Below are 16,942 nucleotides of genomic sequence, written 5' to 3' on the forward strand. Positions count from 1 at the left end.
AGGACAGCTCGACGAACGCACGCACGCCGCAGCCGGGGAGAACCGAACGGATCAGCCCGCCGTGCAGGAGGGGCGATTCACTCGCCCGCCCGGGTCGCGAGGACCGAGATCTCCGCGGCGATCTCCCGCCACGCCGAGCCCGCGTGGGCGAAGAGCTGTCCGCCGACGCCGACGACCCGGAGCCCGCCGACCGTCCGCGCGCCGGCGATCGACACGGCATCCTCCGGTGCTGCCTCAGCGGTCCCCGGCCCGCCCACCATCTGGGTGAGCACCTGCGGGCTCTGCGGATCGATGAGGATCCCCAGTCGCTCCGACCCGAGCCACGCCAGCCCGATCGCCGGAGCCGAGAGCTGCGTCACCTGCTTCACGTCGCCGAGCTCGACGGGGATTCCCGCCGGATCGCGCACCACCGCGGCGACCACGACCCAGCGCTGCTGCCCGACCGTGACCACGGCGGCCACCCTCGCCCCGTCCGCAGAGACCCGAAGATCGGAGATCGCCGAGGCCGTCGGCCAGGCGTTCGCCACCGGGTGTTCCACGACGTCGCTCCCCCGGGCGTGCACGGCGGTCGGAGCGCCTGCAGGAACCGTCCAGGTGTAGCCGTAGGGGTCCATCGACGGCTCGATCAGGCCCTGCCGCGCGTCGAGCTCGTCGACGCTCCCCTCGCTGACGAGGTAGACGTGATTGTCGGCCAGCTGCACCGCCGCCTGAGAGTCGTCGGTCGCGACGTCGATCGACACGATGGGCTGATCGATCGCGACGATGCCCTGGGTGATCCCGGGGATCGCGGTGACCTCGTCCCCGACGATCCTCCCGAACGCCCCGTTCTGCAGGACGAGCGTCCCGACGTCCGGCGGCGCGTCCACCAGCTCGACGACGCCGGCGTCGAGCGTGCGTCCGTCCACGGAGAAGCGCACCTGCGAGACGGACACGCCCGCGGCTTTGAGCGTGGCCTGCAGCTGTGTGCGCATGCGGGACAGGGTGAGCTGGTCGAGTCCGATCGCCGGGCGCGTGAGCGCGACCTCGGCCACCTGGTCGGTGATCAGCACGGCGTCCTGCGCCAGCTGCACGTCGGCCGGGAACGCGGTCTGGACGGCGGGGTCGAGCCAGGCGCTGGGCGATCCGTCGATCAGCGCCTGGGTGACGGTGGTCGCGGGACTCTGCCGACGCGGGAACCACCGCACATCCGGCACGAGCCGAGACCACTCTCCGTCGAAGTACTGCAGCGGGTACCCCTCGAAGACGTTCGAGAACCGGGGCTGGTCGATGACGATGCCGTCGGGCGCCTGCGTGATGCGCCACTCCCCGTCGTCCGTCCGCTCGAGGCTGAACTTCACGGGTGACGGCCCGAGGGCCTCCGCATACGCACCGGATTCGTCGACGCTCGCGACGAGGTCGAGGCGCACCTGCACCTCGGCGCTCTCCGCCTCCTCGACGGCATCCGCCGGGACGGAGGAGGTGAGCACGCGGGTCTCCGTGCCGACGTCGATCGACACTCCCGCGGCCGGACGCCAGGCGCGCTGCAGCGCAGGTGCGAGGAACTCGCGCGCCGTCGCCCAGTTCTCCGACGTGGTGATCCCCGCCTCGAGGAAGCCCTCGACGATCTCCTCCGGACCGGCGCCCGCGATCGGTCCCGACGCCACCGGGAGGAAGTCGACGTCCTGCGGCGACTCGCCGAGCACGAGTCCGACCGTGACGTCGCCGCTCGTCGGCAGCCCGGCGCACGCGGGCAGCAGCAGCGCCGCGACGATCAGCGCGATGCCGCGCAGCACCCGCGTGCCTCTCCGCTCAGTCATCGTCGTCCGGCTCCTTCAGCAGTCCGGGGAGCTCCGCCCAGGAGATGGGCTGGGTCGCGTCGCCGAGCTCGGCGAGCGGCTCCTGCGGCTCGATCGGGATCGGGCTCGGCCCGTCCAGGACCGCGCCGTGCCGCGGGATCGTGAGGACGAAGTTGGTCCCGACCCCGAGCTCCGACCACACCGCGAGGGTGCCGCCGTGCAGAGTCGCGTCGCCGAGCGCGATCGAGAGCCCCAGCCCCGTGCCCCCGAGGGTGCGCTGGCGCGAGGGATCGGCGCGCCAGAAGCGGTCGAAGACGCGTTCGGCGTCGGCGGGCTCCATGCCCAGACCGAAGTCCCGCACACCGGCGGCCACCGCGTGCTGGTTGCTGTCGACCGTCACCACGATCGGTCGTCCTTCACCGTGCTCGATCGCGTTCCCGATGAGATTGCGCAGCACACGGCGGACCCGACGAGGATCCATGTCCACCGGCGAGTAGCCGCCGGGGCCGACGAGTCTCAGCTCGGAACCGCGCCCCTCGGCGAGCGGACGCATCTGCTCGATGATGTCCTCGGCGAGGTGGGCGAGGCTCGTCGCCTCCAGCTCGAGCTGCACGGACCCCGCGTCGTAGCGGCTGATCTCGAGGAGATCGGCGAGCAGCGTGTCGAACCGCTGCACCTGGGTGTGCAGCAGCTCGGTCGTACGGGCGGTCGTCGGATCGAACTCCTCGCGCTGATCGTTGAGCATGTCCGCGGCGAGGCGGATCGTCGTCAGAGGCGTGCGCAGCTCGTGCGACACGTCGGACACGAAGCGCTGCTGCACCATCGACAGCTCGCCGAGCTCCTTGATCTGGGCCTCGATACTGTCGGCCATGGCGTTGAAGGACCGCCCGAGGGTGGCCAGCTCGTCCTCGCCGTGCACCTCCAGACGCACGCCGAGATCGCCCGCCGCGAGGCGCGCGCTCGTCTCGGCGGCCTGCACGATCGGCGTCGCCACCGCGCGGAGCACGATCCAGGAGATCGCCGCGACGATCGCGACGAGACCGATCCCGGCGATCCACAGCGTCCGCTGCACGAACACGAGGGTCTGATCCGCATCGGCGAGGTCGTAGGCGAAGTAGATCGCGAACGGTCCCGCCTCGGGCACGTTCAGCTGCTGTCCGACCACGATCCCCGGCACCTCGCCGCCATCCGCGACGGGAAGGGCCACCGACTGCCAGGCCTGACGATCGGCGAACTCCTCGACACGCGCCTCGATCTCCGGGCTGAGCCGGTTCCTGCTCAGCCCCGCGGTGAAGCCGTTCAGGCGCACGCCGTCCGACTCCGTGTCGATGCGGAAGCCGGCGAGCTGATCGGTGCTCGAGGTTCGCGCCAGGTTCGCCTGGATGCTGCTCCACAGATCGGCGAGAGCAGCCGGGTCGTCGCTCACCTCGGCGACGTCGAGGATGTCCTGCGCCTGGTCGACGGCGCGGCGGGCATCCTGGAGGGCGACGTTCTTGCGCGACACGAAGAGGTCGTTCTGGATGACGAGGGCCATCGTGACGCAGGTGATGAAGATCGCCAGCGACGTCGCGATCAGGGTGATGGTGAGCGTGCGAAACCGCAGCGACCGGCGCCAGAGCGCGGAGAGCACGGTCGGCCATCCGCGCCAGTCGCGGATGACAGCGACGGCCGTGGTGGTCGCTGTCGTCGCGTCCATCGTGCGCCTAACCGACGCTCCCGGCGCGATAGCCGACGCCACGCACCGTCATGACGATCTTGGGGTTGTCGGGGTCGAGCTCGACCTTGGCGCGCAGGCGCTGCACGTGCACGTTCACGAGTCGGGTGTCGGCCTTGTAGTGGTAGCCCCAGACCTGCTCGAGCAGCATCTCGCGGGAGAACACCTGCTGCGGCTTCGAGGCGAGCGCGACGAGCAGTTGGAACTCCAGCGGGGTGAGAGCGATGGGCGTCGTGCCACGACGCACCTCGTGCGCGTCGACGTCGACCGTGAGGTCGCCGACCTTCAGCTGCTCGCTCGTGGCCTGCGGCGTCGGACGCAGCCGGGTGCGGATGCGCGCGACCAGCTCCTTCGGGTTGAAGGGCTTCACCATGTAGTCGTCCGCCCCGACCTCGAGGCCGCGGACCACATCGGCGGTGTCGCTGCGCGCCGTCAGCATGAGGATGGGGACGCCCGACTCCGCTCTGATGCGCGTGCAGATCTCGATGCCGTCCATGCCGGGGAGCATGAGGTCGAGCAGCACCAGGTCGGGACGCTGCGTGCGCCACTCGTCGACCGCACGTGCGCCGTCGGCGCAGAAGACCGGCTCGAAACCCTCCGTGCGCAGCACGATGCCGATCATCTCGGCGAGCGCGGTGTCGTCGTCGACCACAAGAATGCGTGAGGTCATAACTGTTACCTTATGGCACCGAGTCCCGCGGTCCCCAGGTCTGCGCACCACGTACAGGGATATGACACGATGGGAGCGCTCGATGGAGGGAGTGCTGTGAGTGGTGCGACGTGGACCCCTGCCCCGAAGAAGGGTGTCATCCCCCTTCATCCGCTGACCTTCGGGATGCTGCTGGGGAAGGCCTTCGCTGCCCTCCGGCACAACCCGAAGGTGCTCTTCGGCTTCGCCGTCGTGATCCAGCTCGTCGTCGTGGTCGCCACGGCCGGCGTGATGGGTGTGGTGTTCTTCACCACGTTCTCGCGTCTGGAGACCGTGTCGCCGTCCTCCGCCGACTTCGAGGCCGTGCTCGCCGGCACGATCGCGATAAACATCATCGCGGGGCTCGCGGTCGGTCTGACCTCGATCGCCTTCACGGCGATGATGCAGGGAGTGGTCGCCGCAGAGATCGGCTATGCGTCGATCGGAGTGAAGGCGACGCTCGGGATGCTGTGGCGCAAGATGGCGCCCGCGTTCTGGCGTCTCGCCGGCTTCGCCTCGCTGTCGGTGATCGCGGTGTTCGGGTTCTTCGCGATCGTCGCCCTGATCATCGGGGCCTTCATCGCCGGCGGACTCGGCGGCAGCGTCGAGCTCATCGGGGTCGTCGTGCTGGTGGTCGTGCTCATCGGGCTGGCCTCGATCCCGCTGATCGTCTGGCTGAGCACCAAGCTGCTGCTGGTGCCCTCGATCCTCGTGCTCGAGAAGGCGCGCTTCCGCGAGGCGCTCGTGCGTTCCTGGCGCCTCACGCGCGGCCGGTTCTGGGTCGCGTTCGGCGTCACGTTCCTCATCAGCTTCATCATGGGTCTGGCGATGCAGGTCGTGAGCTTCCCCGTCGCGATGCTCAGCTCGCTCCTCGGGTCCGTGGTCGCTCCCACCGGCGAGTACGAGCCCGGCGCGGTCATCGGCTTCATCTTCACGCTCATCGCACCGCAGATCCTGCTCCTCGTGCTCCAGGCCATCACCCTGGTCGTGCAGAGCACGGGATCCGCCCTCGTGTACCTGGACTGCCGGATGCGCTACGAGGGGCTCGATCAGACGCTCATCTCGCACGTGGAGCGTCGTGAGCTCGGCTGGACCGAGGAGCAGCTGGGCGACCCCTTCGCCGTCGATCCGTCGCGGGCCGTGTCCAGCGCTCCTCCTCCCCGGCAGGTGCCGGAGCACGTGATGATGTCCCAGACGCCCGGCTACGCCCCGTACGGAGCGCCGCCTGCCCCGCAGGGCTACCCGCCGCAGCCGTACGCCGCGCAGCCCGGCGGCATGCCTCCCTACGCCGGACAGCCCTCCGCGCCGCCGCCGTACGTTCCATCGGCGTACACGCCACAGCCGTACGCACCGCAGCAGCCGGCCGGCGCGCCTCCCGCCGCGTTCGCGCCCGCGCCGCCTCCCGCTCCTGCCGCGCCTCCCGCTCCTGCCGCGCCTCCCGCTCCTGCGGCGCCTCCGGCGGCCTCCGCCCCTCCGGCGCCTCCGACCGACAGCCCGTGGGCCACTCCCGCGGACGGCGGCTGGGCCGCCCCGGGAAGCGGCGACGGCACGGCATGATCCGACCGTCCGACGATCTGTTCGTCCCCGACGGGGACGAGGCGCGGCGCTGGGCCGAGGAGGAGCTCTCCAATCCCCGCTACGCCGATGCGAAGCCGACCTGGTTCGATCTCGTCGCCCGCGACATCGGGAGATTCATCGCCGACCTCTTCACCTCCGACAACGGCGCGAACGTCGGGCCCTGGGCGCTCATCATCGTGACGACGATCATCGTCGCGGCACTCATCACCGCGCTCATCATCTGGGGACGCCCGCGGAGCTCGAGGGCCGTGCGCCGGGCGCGGACCGACCTCCTGGGCGAGCAGGACGACCGCACCGCCGCGCAGCTCAGAGCGGATGCCGAGCGCAGCGCCCGCGACGGAGACTGGGACACCGCCACGATCCTCCGTTACCGCGCGATCGCGCGCAGCCTGCTGGAGCGCGACCTCATCGATCCGGCGCCCGGGGCGACCGCGCAATCGATCGCCCGGGAGGCCAGCGCGGTGTTCGCCGACGAGGCCGGCGCGATGCGTCGCGCAGCGGTGTCCTTCGACGACGTGCGCTATCTGCGCCACCCCGCGACCGAGGAGAGCTACCGCGACCTCGCGGCCACGGATGAGCGACTGCGCGCGCGACGCCTCGAGGCGGTGCCCGCGTGACCTCGATCGAGCAGGCGAGTGCGGAGTCCACCGCAGACGCCCGACCCCGGCGCGTGCGCACGATCGTGGGATGGGTGATCGTCGTCGCGCTCGTCCTGCTCGTCGCGTTCGTCGCCCTCCGCGTGAGCGCGAGCGGCCCTGGCGCCCGCGGCACGCTCGATCCGGAAGGGCGCGACGACTCCGGCGCTCTCGCCCTCGCCGAGATCCTGCGCGACCAGGGTGTGGAGGTGTCGGTCGCCCGATCCCGTGCCGAGGCCCGCGCGGCGGTCGGCGACGACACGACCCTGGTGATGACGAACCCCTACACGCTGAGCGACGACGCCCTCGCCGAGCTGCTGGAGCCCGCCGACCGGATCGTCTTCCTCTCGACGGGCACGCACCTGCTGAACGTCCTCGACATCGGCGAGAACGCCCCGGGAAGCTCCGCGCCCGCGGATGCGGAGTGCGACGTCCCGGAGTTCGCCGAGGTCGGGACGATCCGCGCCGACCGGTTCTTCTCCCCCGCCGACGGCGTCGAGGCCTGCTTCGGCGACGCCGACGGCGCCGCGGTCCTCGTCGATGACCGCGCGGACCGCGACGTCCTCGTCGTGGAGGGCACGAAGCTCTTCAGCAACGCCTACCTCGCCGAGAACGGCAACGCCGCCCTCGCCCTCGCGCTCCTCGGTCAGACCGAGCGGGTCGTCTGGTACGTGCCGTCGTTCGGCGACACCGACATCGAGGGCCAGTCGCCCGACACGCTGGGCAGCCTCACACCTCCGTGGGTCACGCCCGTCATCCTGCTGCTCCTCGCCGCCGGGGTCGCCGCCGCGATCTGGCGCGGCCAGCGCTTCGGACCGCTCGTCGCCGAGACTCTTCCGGTGACCGTGCGCGCGTCCGAGACCATGCACGGGCGCGCGCGTCTCACGGCGAAGGCCGGCGACGCCCCCCACGCGGGACAGGCGCTCCGCGACGGTGCGCAGCGCCGTCTCGCCCGCCGCCTCGGGCTCGCGGTCCACGCCGGATCCGATGAGGTCGCCGACGCGGCATCCGATCGCCTCCGGATCCCCCGCGGCACGCTGCAGGCGCTGCTCGCGGGCCCGCTCCCCGCAGACGACGCCGCCCTCGTCGAGCTCGCCCGACGGCTCGACGAGCTCGAGGCCGCCGTGGAGGCGAGCATGCACACCACCAGGGGCGAGTCGTGATCCGCATCCGAACCGCCGTCCATCCATCCCCACGGAAGCCGAGGCCACCACGTGACCGTTGACAACCACTCCGCCGACGACGCCGCGCTGCGTCAGGCAATGCACCGGGTGCGCACCGAGGTCGACAAGGCCGTCGTCGGTCAGGCCGGCACAGTGACGGGCCTGCTCGTCTCGCTGCTCGCCCGAGGGCACGTGCTGCTCGAAGGCGTACCCGGTGTCGCGAAGACCCTGGTCGTGCGCTCGTTCGCGCGGGCTCTCGGGCTCGACACGAAGCGCGTGCAGTTCACGCCCGACCTCATGCCCGGCGACGTGACCGGCTCCCTCGTGTACGACGCGCGCACCGGGGAGTTCGACTTCCGTGCGGGCCCGGTGTTCACGAACATCCTGCTCGCCGACGAGATCAACCGCACGCCGCCGAAGACGCAGGCAGCTCTCCTCGAGGCGATGGAGGAACGCCAGGTCTCCGCTGACGGCGTGAGCCGGCCGCTGCCCGATCCGTTCCTCGTCGCGGCCACGCAGAACCCGATCGAGCACGAGGGGACGTACTCGCTGCCCGAGGCGCAGCTCGACCGCTTCCTCATGAAGCTCGTCGTCGGCATGCCGGAGCGCGATGCCGAGGTCTCCGTGCTGCGCCGGCACGCGGAGGGCTTCTCACCGCGCGACCTGACCGGCGTCGAGTCCGTCGTCACGGCAGACGAGATCCGCGCGGCGCAGGCGGCCGCGGGGCGCGTCGAGGTCACCGACGACGTCCTCGGCTACGTCGTCGATCTCGCCAGGGCGACGCGTCAGTCCCCGTCCGTCGAGCTCGGGGCGAGCCCGCGCGCGTCGACCGGGCTTCTCGCCGCCGCGAAGGCGTGGGCATGGCTCAACGCCTCCTCCGCCGTCACCCCCGACCACGTCCAGACCATGCTGGTGCCGGTCTGGCGCCATCGCCTGCAGCTGCGCCCTGACGCCCAGATGGAGGGCGTGTCGGCGGATGCCGTGCTCACCTCGGTCGTGCAGCAGACCAGGGTGCCGATCTAGGTGTTCGTCACCGGCCGCCTCGCTTTCGCCCTCGCCGTGGGCGTGATCCCGCTCGTCCTGGCCGGACTCGCGGGCTATCCGGCGTACGCGGTGCTCGGCGGATGGATCGCGCTCTGCCTCCTGCTGTCCGGGATCGACATCGCCCTCGCGGCCAGTCCTCGAAGTGTCACGGTGACGCGCCGCGTGCCGAAGCGCACGCGGATCGGCGAGCCGGTGCCGGTGAGCGTCGCCCTGCAGAATCACGGTGAGCGCACGCTGCACGCGGTGATCCGCGACGCCTGGCAGCCGACGGCCGGGGCATCGCCCGCGCGCCCGCAGCTGAGCATCCCTCCCGGGGAACGCGCACGGGTCGCGATCCCGCTGCTGCCTCGCCGCCGCGGCGAGCTGGTGAGCGAGTTCGTCATGATCCGCTCCCGCGGTCCGCTCGGCCTGGCCGGTCGGCAGACGCGGCACCGGGTGCGCGGGGCGATCCGTGTGCTGCCCGCCTTCTCCTCCCGCAAGCATCTCCCCTCGCGACTCGCGAGACTGCGCGAACTCGACGGCAACACGAGCATCCAGGTCCGCGGCCAGGGCACCGAGTTCGACTCGCTGCGCGAGTACGTGCGCGGCGACGACGTGCGGTCGATCGACTGGCGAGCGACCGCGCGCGCCGGAACGACCATGCTGCGCACCTGGCGGCCGGAGCGCGACCGTCACGTGGTCATCATCATCGACACCGGACGTACGGCGGCCGCACGGGTGGGCGACGGCACGCGCGTCGACGCGTCGCTCGAGGCGGCGCTCCTGCTCGCCGCGCTCGCCTCGCGCGCCGGGGATCACGTGCACCTGCTGATGTACGACCGTGTGGTGCGCGGCCGCGTCACCGGCGTCGACGGCACGGCCCTGCTCCCCGCCATGACCGACGCGATGGCCCCCGTGCATGCACGTCTGGTCGACACCGACTGGCACGGCGCATTCGCCGCCGTCCGCACGCTCACGACGCGCCCCTCGCTCATCGTCGTGCTCACCGCGCAGGACGCCGCGGAGTCCGCCAGGGCGTTCCTCGGTGCCTTCCCCGACGCATCTCGTGCGACGACGGTGCTGGTCGGATCGGTGACGGATGACGACATCGCGGATCTCGCCCGTCGGCGAGGCTCACGCGAGGAGATCTATCTCGCCGCGGCCGCCGAGCGCACGCTCAGGGATGCGGAGAACGTCGCGGACGCGATCCGTCGCGCCGGGGGCGAAGCGATCGCCGCAGACCCGGAGGAGCTTCCGCCGCGCATCGCCGACCGCTACCTCGAGCTCAAGGCCGCCGGCCGGCTCTGATCCGTCGGACCGGGGTCACCCGGCCACGAGTCGCGGCGTGCCGGCCTCGTACTCCACCAGATCGCCGGTCGCGCCTCGGCGGTGGGCCCGACCGCCGATCACGATCATGTAGATGAGGAACACGGCGAGCGCGGCCGCACCGATGCCGATCTTCACCGGCCAGGGCAGCGACCAGCCGGTGATGAAGCCCTCGACCAGGCCTGCGAGGAACAGCGCGAACACCAGCCCGAGCGCCACCGTCGCCAGCGACCTGCCCTCTTCCGCGAGCGCCTCGCCGCGGGAGCGGGGCCCTGGCGCGACCCAGGCCCAGAAGATGTGCAGACCGGCGGCCGCGGCGACGAAGATGCAGGTCAGCTCGAGCATGCCGTGCGGGAGGATGTAGAGCAGCATGACATCGGCCTTGTCGTGCGCGGCCATCACGGCGCCCGACAGACCGAGGCCCATCGCGTTCTGCACGAGCACGGCGATCGGCCAGATGCCGGTCACGCCGAAGAGCACGCACTGCATCGCGATCCAGGCGTTGTTCGTCCAGACCATCCCCATGAACTCGGCGGCGGGGTTCTCGGTGTAGTAGCCCGTGAAGCTCTCGTCCGCATACTGTTCGAGCGCATCCGGCGGACCGAGCGTCGCGATGAGCGCCGGATCGTTCGCGATCCACGCGGCGGTGCCGACGCCGATCGCGATGAACGACACGGCGATGATGGCCGTGGTCCAGCGCAGCCGGTACAGGGCTGCGGGCAGCTGGAGGCTGAAGAACCGCGCGGTCTGCGTCAGGATGCTGTCCGAGGCCCCGGTGAGGCGGAGCCGCGCGCGCACGAGGATCGTGGAGAGGTAGGCCCCCTGGGGCGACTCCCCCACCGAGGTCTTGAGCTCGGCGAGGTCCGCGGACGCCGCGCGGTAGCGCACGATCAGCTCGTCGACACCCGCCCCGTCCAGGCGGGCGCGGCTCAGCTCGTCCAAGCGCTCCCATTCGGCGCGGCGTGCATCAGACAGCGCATCGGCATCCACCTGATTTACTGTACTCATGTCCGTCCCGATCGATGCGTCCGACGAGGTGCTCTCCGGCGAGGCCGTCGCGATCGACGTGCAGCCGGTCGGCTTCCTGCTCCGCGCCTTGGGCGCCCTGATCGACATGGTGGTCGGGTTCGCCGTCTTCATCCTGTGGCTGTTCCTGCGCATCTGGCTGCTCGACGCCGGTGTGCTCGACGACGCCACGGACCGCATCGCGACGGTCGCCGCACTGGTGGTCAGCTTCGTGGTGCTGCCGATCACCGTGGAGGTCGCCACGAAGGGCCGCAGCCTCGGAAAACTCGCGGTCGGCGGGCGCATCGTGCGTGTCGACGGTGGCGCTGCGGGCTTCCGCCACGCGTTCATCCGCGCCCTGCTGGGTGTGCTGGAGATCTACGGCACGTTCGGCGGCGTCGCCGTCCTCACGGGCGCCTTCAACTCCCGTTCCCAGCGCCTGGGCGATCTGGTCGCGGGAACGTACAGCCAGCGTGTGCGCACCCCACGGCTCATCCCGATCGTGCCGGTCCTTCCGCCGGAGCTCGGCGGCTGGGCGCAGATCGCCGACGTGGCGCGACTTCCCGACCGGCTCGCGCGGCGCATCTCCCAGTTCCTGCAGAGCGCTCCTCGCCTGGTCCCTGCAGCGCGGGCCAGGGTCGCCCAGGACCTGCTCGCCGAGGCGACCCCCTACGTGTCGCCGATGCCTCCCGCGCATCCGGAGGCCGTGCTGATCGGCATCACCGTGCTGCGCAGGGAGCGGGAGCGCCGCGCGCTGGAGAACTCCGATCGGCGGGCCGAGAAGCTCACCGGTCGTCGCGTCGGGGTCTGAGCGGCTCTCGTCACCCGCCGCGCCGCGCGCTCAGTAGCGGTAGTGATCGAGCTTGTAGGGCCCGTCGACGGGAACCCCGATGTATGCGGCCTGTCCGTCGGTCAAGGTGGTCAGCTGCACGCCCAGGGCGTCGAGGTGCAGGCGCGCGACCTTCTCGTCCAGTGCCTTCGGCAGCGTGTACACGCCGGTCGGATACGCCTCGATGTTCGTGAACAGCTCGAGCTGCGCCAGCACCTGATTCGTGAACGACGCGCTCATCACGAACGATGGGTGGCCGGTGGCGTTGCCGAGGTTCATCAGGCGTCCCTCGCTGAGGACGAGCACGCTGCGACCGTTCGGCATCCGCCATTCGTGCACCTGCGGCTTGATCTCGATCTTCTCCGCGCCGGGCAGCGCCTCGAGCCCCGCCATGTCGATCTCGTTGTCGAAGTGGCCGACGTTCGCGACGATCGCCAGGTGCTTCAGCGCCTGCAGGTGCTCGGTGGTGACCACGTCGCGGTTCCCCGTGCCGGTCACGACGATGTCGACCTCGCCGGCCACATCGAGCAGCCGCGCCACCTGGAAGCCGTCCATCGCGGCCTGCAGCGCGCAGATCGGATCGACCTCGCTGACGATGACGCGCGCGCCCTGTCCGCGCAGCGCCTCGGCCGCTCCCTTGCCGACGTCGCCGTAGCCGCAGACGAAGGCGACCTTGCCGCCGATGAGCACGTCCGTGGCGCGGTTCAGTCCGTCGGGGAGGGAGTGGCGGATGCCGTACTTGTTGTCGAACTTGCTCTTGGTCACCGAGTCGTTGACGTTGATGGCCGGGAACAGCAGTCCGCCGGCCGCTGCGAGCTCGTACAGGCGGTGCACGCCCGTCGTGGTCTCCTCCGTGACGCCGAGGAGACCAGCGGCGACCTTGGTCCAGCGGTCCGGCGACGAGGCGAGCGAACGACGCAGCAGGTCGAGGATGATCGTGTACTCGTGCGAGTCGTCCGCTGTCGTCGCGGGAACAGCGCCCGCCTTCTCGGATTCCGCGCCCTTGTGCACGAGCAGTGTGGCGTCGCCGCCGTCGTCGAGGATCAGGTTCGGACCGTCGAAGCCCTCGGCGGACCAGTCGAAGATGCGCTCGGTGCAGGCCCAGTACTCCTCGAGGCTCTCACCCTTCCAGGCGAAGACGGGCACGCCGGCGGGGGCGTCGACCGTTCCGTCGGGCCCGACCACCACCGCGGCCGCGGCCTCGTCCTGCGTGGAGAAGATGTTGCAGCTGGCCCAGCGCACCTGCGCACCGAGCGCGACGAGCGTCTCGATCAGCACCGCGGTCTGCACGGTCATGTGCAGGGACCCGGCGATGCGGGCGCCCGTCAAGGGCTGCGCCGCGCCGAACTCCTCCCGGAGCGCCACGAGGCCAGGCATCTCGTTCTCCGCGAGTCGCAGCTGGTGCCGGCCGGCTTCGGCGAGGGACAGGTCGGCGACGCGGTACTCGAGCTCTGGCATGCCCCCATTGTTCCAGTCCCCCGCGGCGGACCGCCATGTGTCAGAAGCGGATCGCGTCGATCACCTTCACCCGCAGCGCGACGAGGGCGGGGATGAAGCCGGACACCGCACCGACGATGACCGAGGCGACGAGGCCGATCACCGCCGCCCGCATCGGGAACGGCGGCACATCCTGCATCCCGATGAACATCGTCGTGAGCAGCCAGTCCGAGCGGAGCACGGCGACGACGATCGCGATCCCGATCGCTCCCGCGACGGTCGTGGCCACGAGGCTCTCCAGGAACACCGAGAAGAACACCCGTCCCGAACTCGCTCCGAACGCACGACGGACGCCGATCTCGCGCACGCGCTGACGCATCGCCACGAGCTGGATGTTGATGAGGCTCAGTGCGCCGAGGGCGAGGATCACGGCGGCGATTCCGCCCGTCACCATCTCGAAGGTCGCCTGCGCATCCATCGTCCCCGGCTGAGCAGCCCAGTCCGACCGGCTCACCGAGACCGTCTGTCCCTCGGGGAGCCCGGCACGCAGGTCCATCGCGAGCACCGGACCGATCTCGTTCGCCTGTTCCGGGCCGACCCAGATCTCGTACTGCGACCAGGCGTCCTCGGGGAGCGCGTCGACGCGCTCGCGGTACGCGTCGTACAGCAGATCGATGCGGAGCTCCTCGTCGCCGAATCCCTGCCGCGGGACCACGCCGACGACCTGGTAGGTGCCGCCGCCCGCCCCGGTGAGCGTCACGATCGGATGCTCGGCGAGCGGCACGCGCCCGATGCGGTCCCACAGCGGCTCGGAGATGACGGCCGCGGGTGCCAGCGCCTCGATGTCGGAGTCGCGAAGCCAGCGCCCCTCCAGGAGCTTCTCGCGATGGATCTCCGAGTACACCGGATCCATCAATCGTGCGTTGACGTCGGTGATGCCCTCCGGGAGCCGGATTCCCACGGTCATCCCCTGCACGATGCGCGCGGTATGGCTGAAGGAGAATCGCTCGCCGACTCGTGCGAAGCGCTCGTCGAAGTCGTCTATGTCGACCGGGGCGCCCTCGTCTCCGCTCACGCCGACGACGATGGTCGCCGCCCTGCCGCCCCAGCGATCGGACTGCTCGGCCTGGTACTGGCGCTGATACTCGGAGATCGCGACGACCGCGGTGAGGGCGCCGACGGAGACGGCGATGCCGATCAGGCTGAGGAGGACGCGGAGCTTGTGGACGCGGATCTCGGCCCAGGCGTCGGCGAGCGCGCCGAGGAAGCCGGTCATGCGCGCGGTCCGTCCGGCGGGGCCGGCACTGCTGCGGCGAGTGTGGACGCCTCGAAGGCCCGACTGAGGTCGGCCGGTGCGAGAGCTCCGGCATCCAGTCGGTAGTGGCGCCGTGCGCGCGCGGCGACGTGCAGGTCGTGCGTGATCGTGACCAGCGCCGCCTCCGTCTCAGTGGCCACCTCGTCGAGGAGCGACATGACGGATGCTCCGGTGTCGATGTCGAGCGCACCGGTGGGCTCGTCGGCGAGGATCAGCACGGGCCTGCGCACCAGAGCGCGGGCGATCGCGACGCGCTGCTGCTCACCGCCCGACAGCCGATCAGCGACCTGGTCGACGCGATGCCCGAGCCCCACGCGCTCCAGCATGTCCGCGGCGATCTGCCGGCGGTTCCAGAACATCCGCCCCTTCGCGTGGCCGAGAGGCATCATGACGTTGTCGATCGCGGTGCGTCCCGGCAGCAGATTGAACTGCTGGAACACGAACCCGACGTTGTCACCCCGCAGCCGGTCGAGCCGTCCCGAACGCATGCGGCGCACCTCGCGGCCCTCGAAGGCGACCGTGCCCGACGTGGGCGCGTCGAGCATGCCGAGGATGTTGAGCAGTGTGGACTTGCCCGAGCCGGAGCGGCCGACGATCGAGACGTGGTCTCCTGCGCTCACCTCGAGATCGATGCCGCGGAGGATCTCGAGCCGCGAGTCGTCGGCCAGCAGCACGCTCTTCTCGACGTCCTGCAGAGCGACGAGCGTCACCAGTTCATCCCGCTGTCGCACTGCTCGACCCCGGGAGAGACCTCGTAGCAGAACTCCTCGACCGGAGCCACGAACCCCGGCACGAACTGCCGGATGCTGTCGCCCTCCTCGAGCCCCTCGACGACCTCGACCATGACGCCGTCGTTGACCCCGAGCTTCACCGCGCGTTCCTCCGGCTCGGTGCCGTCGCCGGCATCGACCCAGACGTTCCCGGTTCCGGCGCCGCCCTGCACGGCCGTGACGGGGATCACGAGCGCGTCCTCGACCTGGCCGAGGGCGAGATCCATGGTCGCGGGAAGACCGGCGAAGACCGTCTGATCGCCGGGGATGGCGCAGCGGACGCTCGCCGTGCCCTCAGCGCTGACCTGCACCCCCACGCCCGTGCAGACGAAGGGTGCCGGGCCGCCGGCGATCGTCACGGTGCCCTCGGTCGGCGCGTTCACCAGGCGGTACAGCTGGACGGGCTCCACGGTGGCCAGCAGGTGATAGCGCGCCGGGGTGAGGGTGTAGGACTCGGTGCCGACGGATACCGTCTGCCCCTTGACCAGGGCGATCTCCGACACGTCGCCGCCCTCCGGAGCGAGCACGTCGATGTCCGCGCGGGGGTCCTCCTGGCGCACGGTGAAGAGCGCCTGCCCCGCCGCGACCGTGGCTCCTTCCCCGACATGGACGGCCGTGACCGTGCCGTTCAGCTCGCTCCGCACACCGTACTTGTCATCCCGCGCGACGTTCCCGCTCAGGCTCAGCGCGTTGACGACAGAACCACGCTCCACCGCCACGACGGGATCCGTGATCCCCGCCTCCGGGCTGACGACGCTCTCGGCGCGGTCGGGGAAGAAGGCGATCTTGACGAGCGCCGCGGCGCACGCTCCGAACACGAGCACGAGGAGGAGGGGGAAGATCCAGCGACGCCAGACGATCACGGCAGCCTTTCCGAACGCGCCGCTCTGACGGGCCCGCGGCCAGAGTACTCAGACGTCCTCTCCGGCCATCGCGATCTCTCCCGCGTGTCGTCGGGATGCGGTCAGGCGCGAAGGGCCTCGTGCCGGACGACGATCCAGCCGGACGGGACCGACATGCGGTCCGCGTGCGGAGAGCACAGGTCGTGCGCCTGCGGATCGTTCGCCGCGCCGAGCGGTCCGAGTGCCGCCATCTGATCGCGGTAGTCGTAGGTGAGCGTGGCCACCGCTTCTCGCGCGCAGCCGACCTTCGAGCAGAGTCGTCCGTCCATCAACGCAACAGTACGGTGCCGCAGTGCCGGCCGCCGGATGCCGCGCCGCGCGCAGCGGCACCGCTTAGACTTTCGTCATGCCCCGTCGCCGATCCGCTCGCACCTCCGCAGCCCCTCGGCGCGGAGCACGGCACGGACGCCACGGGCGGCTCGGACGCAGCGAGGTCGTCCGGCCTCCTCTTGCTCCCCTCGACGGCCGACTCGACCGATTCGACCTGACCGTGGGCACCGCTGTCGAGTTCCTCCGCGGCACCTGGCCGGAACTCCAGGAGGTGCGATTCGAGATCGGTGCGATCCCGGCCTTCGACGCCACCGACGAGGTGCCGCGCTGGTACCTCGACCGTGAGAACCGTCGGATCGTGCTGTTCCGCCTGCCGATCGAACGTCTTCTGCCACCCGGTCACGATGACGCGGCGCATCGCCGGATGGCGATCGAGAGCGCGGTGTTCCGCGCGGCGGCCGAGTACGTCGGGCGAGAGCCCTGGGATCTCGGCCACGACCACTGACCGCGTC

General features: G+C 70.8%; 16 protein-coding genes. 7 read left to right on the forward strand and 9 right to left on the reverse strand.

Annotated features, from left to right (window positions below; genetic code table 11):
* Positions 1-77: 77 nt before the first annotated feature.
* Genes LBN7_RS01730 through mtrA form a run of 3 tightly spaced genes read right to left on the reverse strand, consistent with a single transcriptional unit; the run spans position 78 to position 4,159 of the window.
* Positions 78-1,796 (reverse strand): LpqB family beta-propeller domain-containing protein, encoded by a 1,719-nt coding sequence (locus LBN7_RS01730; RefSeq protein ID WP_407360779.1) that lies wholly within the window; start codon positions 1,794-1,796, stop codon positions 78-80.
* Complete coding sequence (gene mtrB, locus LBN7_RS01735) at positions 1,789-3,471, reverse strand: MtrAB system histidine kinase MtrB (protein ID WP_116635348.1); 1,683 nt, start codon at positions 3,469-3,471, stop codon at positions 1,789-1,791. The genes LBN7_RS01730 and mtrB overlap by 8 nt, the downstream gene beginning before the upstream one ends.
* 7 nt (positions 3,472-3,478) lie before the next feature.
* Positions 3,479-4,159: an MtrAB system response regulator MtrA gene (gene mtrA / locus LBN7_RS01740; RefSeq protein ID WP_116635349.1), complete on the reverse strand. Its 681-nt coding sequence runs from the start codon at positions 4,157-4,159 to the stop codon at positions 3,479-3,481.
* A gap of 96 nt (positions 4,160-4,255) precedes the next feature.
* Between mtrA and LBN7_RS01745 the strand changes: the two genes are divergently transcribed.
* From LBN7_RS01745 to LBN7_RS01765, 5 genes are all read left to right on the forward strand, one after another.
* A complete protein-coding gene (locus tag LBN7_RS01745) occupies positions 4,256-5,734 on the forward strand; it encodes a glycerophosphoryl diester phosphodiesterase membrane domain-containing protein (protein ID WP_407360780.1) in 1,479 nt (492 codons plus the stop codon).
* Positions 5,731-6,372, forward strand: a complete 642-nt coding sequence (locus LBN7_RS01750; protein ID WP_407360781.1) for a DUF4129 domain-containing protein — start codon at positions 5,731-5,733, stop codon at positions 6,370-6,372. The genes LBN7_RS01745 and LBN7_RS01750 overlap by 4 nt, the downstream gene beginning before the upstream one ends.
* Complete coding sequence (locus LBN7_RS01755; RefSeq protein ID WP_116635352.1) at positions 6,369-7,553, forward strand: DUF4350 domain-containing protein; 1,185 nt, start codon at positions 6,369-6,371, stop codon at positions 7,551-7,553. The genes LBN7_RS01750 and LBN7_RS01755 overlap by 4 nt, the downstream gene beginning before the upstream one ends.
* Positions 7,554-7,652: 99 nt before the next feature.
* Positions 7,653-8,576, forward strand: coding sequence for a MoxR family ATPase (locus LBN7_RS01760; RefSeq protein WP_243408905.1), 924 nt, complete (start codon positions 7,653-7,655; stop codon positions 8,574-8,576).
* On the forward strand, positions 8,577-9,884 hold the full coding sequence (locus LBN7_RS01765; RefSeq protein ID WP_407360782.1) for a DUF58 domain-containing protein: 1,308 nt from the start codon (positions 8,577-8,579) through the stop codon (positions 9,882-9,884). It abuts the gene before it with no gap.
* 15 nt (positions 9,885-9,899) lie between these two features.
* Here the strand turns inward: LBN7_RS01765 and LBN7_RS01770 are convergent, their stop codons facing one another.
* Entirely contained in the window at positions 9,900-10,892 is a 993-nt protein-coding gene (locus LBN7_RS01770; RefSeq protein WP_116635355.1) for a stage II sporulation protein M, read from the reverse strand.
* Between the two features lie 16 nt (positions 10,893-10,908).
* On the opposite strand from LBN7_RS01770, the gene LBN7_RS01775 reads away from it, so the two are divergent.
* Entirely contained in the window at positions 10,909-11,718 is an 810-nt protein-coding gene (locus LBN7_RS01775) for an RDD family protein (protein ID WP_116635356.1), read from the forward strand.
* Between the two features lie 30 nt (positions 11,719-11,748).
* Here LBN7_RS01775 and ahcY read toward each other — a convergent pair whose 3' ends face one another.
* The 5 genes from ahcY to LBN7_RS01800 form a co-directional block, all read right to left on the reverse strand.
* The gene (gene ahcY / locus LBN7_RS01780; RefSeq protein ID WP_407360783.1) at positions 11,749-13,194 is read right to left on the reverse strand and encodes an adenosylhomocysteinase; all 1,446 of its coding nucleotides are present in this window, start codon (positions 13,192-13,194) and stop codon (positions 11,749-11,751) included.
* A 40-nt stretch (positions 13,195-13,234) separates the two neighbouring features.
* A complete protein-coding gene (locus tag LBN7_RS01785; protein WP_341945755.1) occupies positions 13,235-14,449 on the reverse strand; it encodes an ABC transporter permease in 1,215 nt (404 codons plus the stop codon).
* Complete coding sequence (locus tag LBN7_RS01790; RefSeq protein WP_341945756.1) at positions 14,446-15,198, reverse strand: ABC transporter ATP-binding protein; 753 nt, start codon at positions 15,196-15,198, stop codon at positions 14,446-14,448. The genes LBN7_RS01785 and LBN7_RS01790 overlap by 4 nt, the downstream gene beginning before the upstream one ends.
* Positions 15,195-16,121 carry an efflux RND transporter periplasmic adaptor subunit gene (locus LBN7_RS01795; protein WP_407360784.1) on the reverse strand — a complete coding sequence of 309 codons (927 nt, stop codon included), beginning with the start codon at positions 16,119-16,121 and terminating at the stop codon, positions 15,195-15,197. The genes LBN7_RS01790 and LBN7_RS01795 overlap by 4 nt, the downstream gene beginning before the upstream one ends.
* A gap of 101 nt (positions 16,122-16,222) precedes the next feature.
* Positions 16,223-16,429: a DUF3499 family protein gene (locus LBN7_RS01800; protein WP_116635361.1), complete on the reverse strand. Its 207-nt coding sequence runs from the start codon at positions 16,427-16,429 to the stop codon at positions 16,223-16,225.
* A 77-nt stretch (positions 16,430-16,506) separates the two neighbouring features.
* Between LBN7_RS01800 and LBN7_RS01805 the strand changes: the two genes are divergently transcribed.
* A complete protein-coding gene (locus LBN7_RS01805) occupies positions 16,507-16,935 on the forward strand; it encodes a hypothetical protein (protein WP_341945758.1) in 429 nt (142 codons plus the stop codon).
* Positions 16,936-16,942 lie beyond the last annotated feature (7 nt).

Origin of the sequence: Microbacterium sp. LBN7, assembly GCF_045690345.1 — a bacterium.
GTDB lineage: Bacteria > Actinomycetota > Actinomycetes > Actinomycetales > Microbacteriaceae > Microbacterium.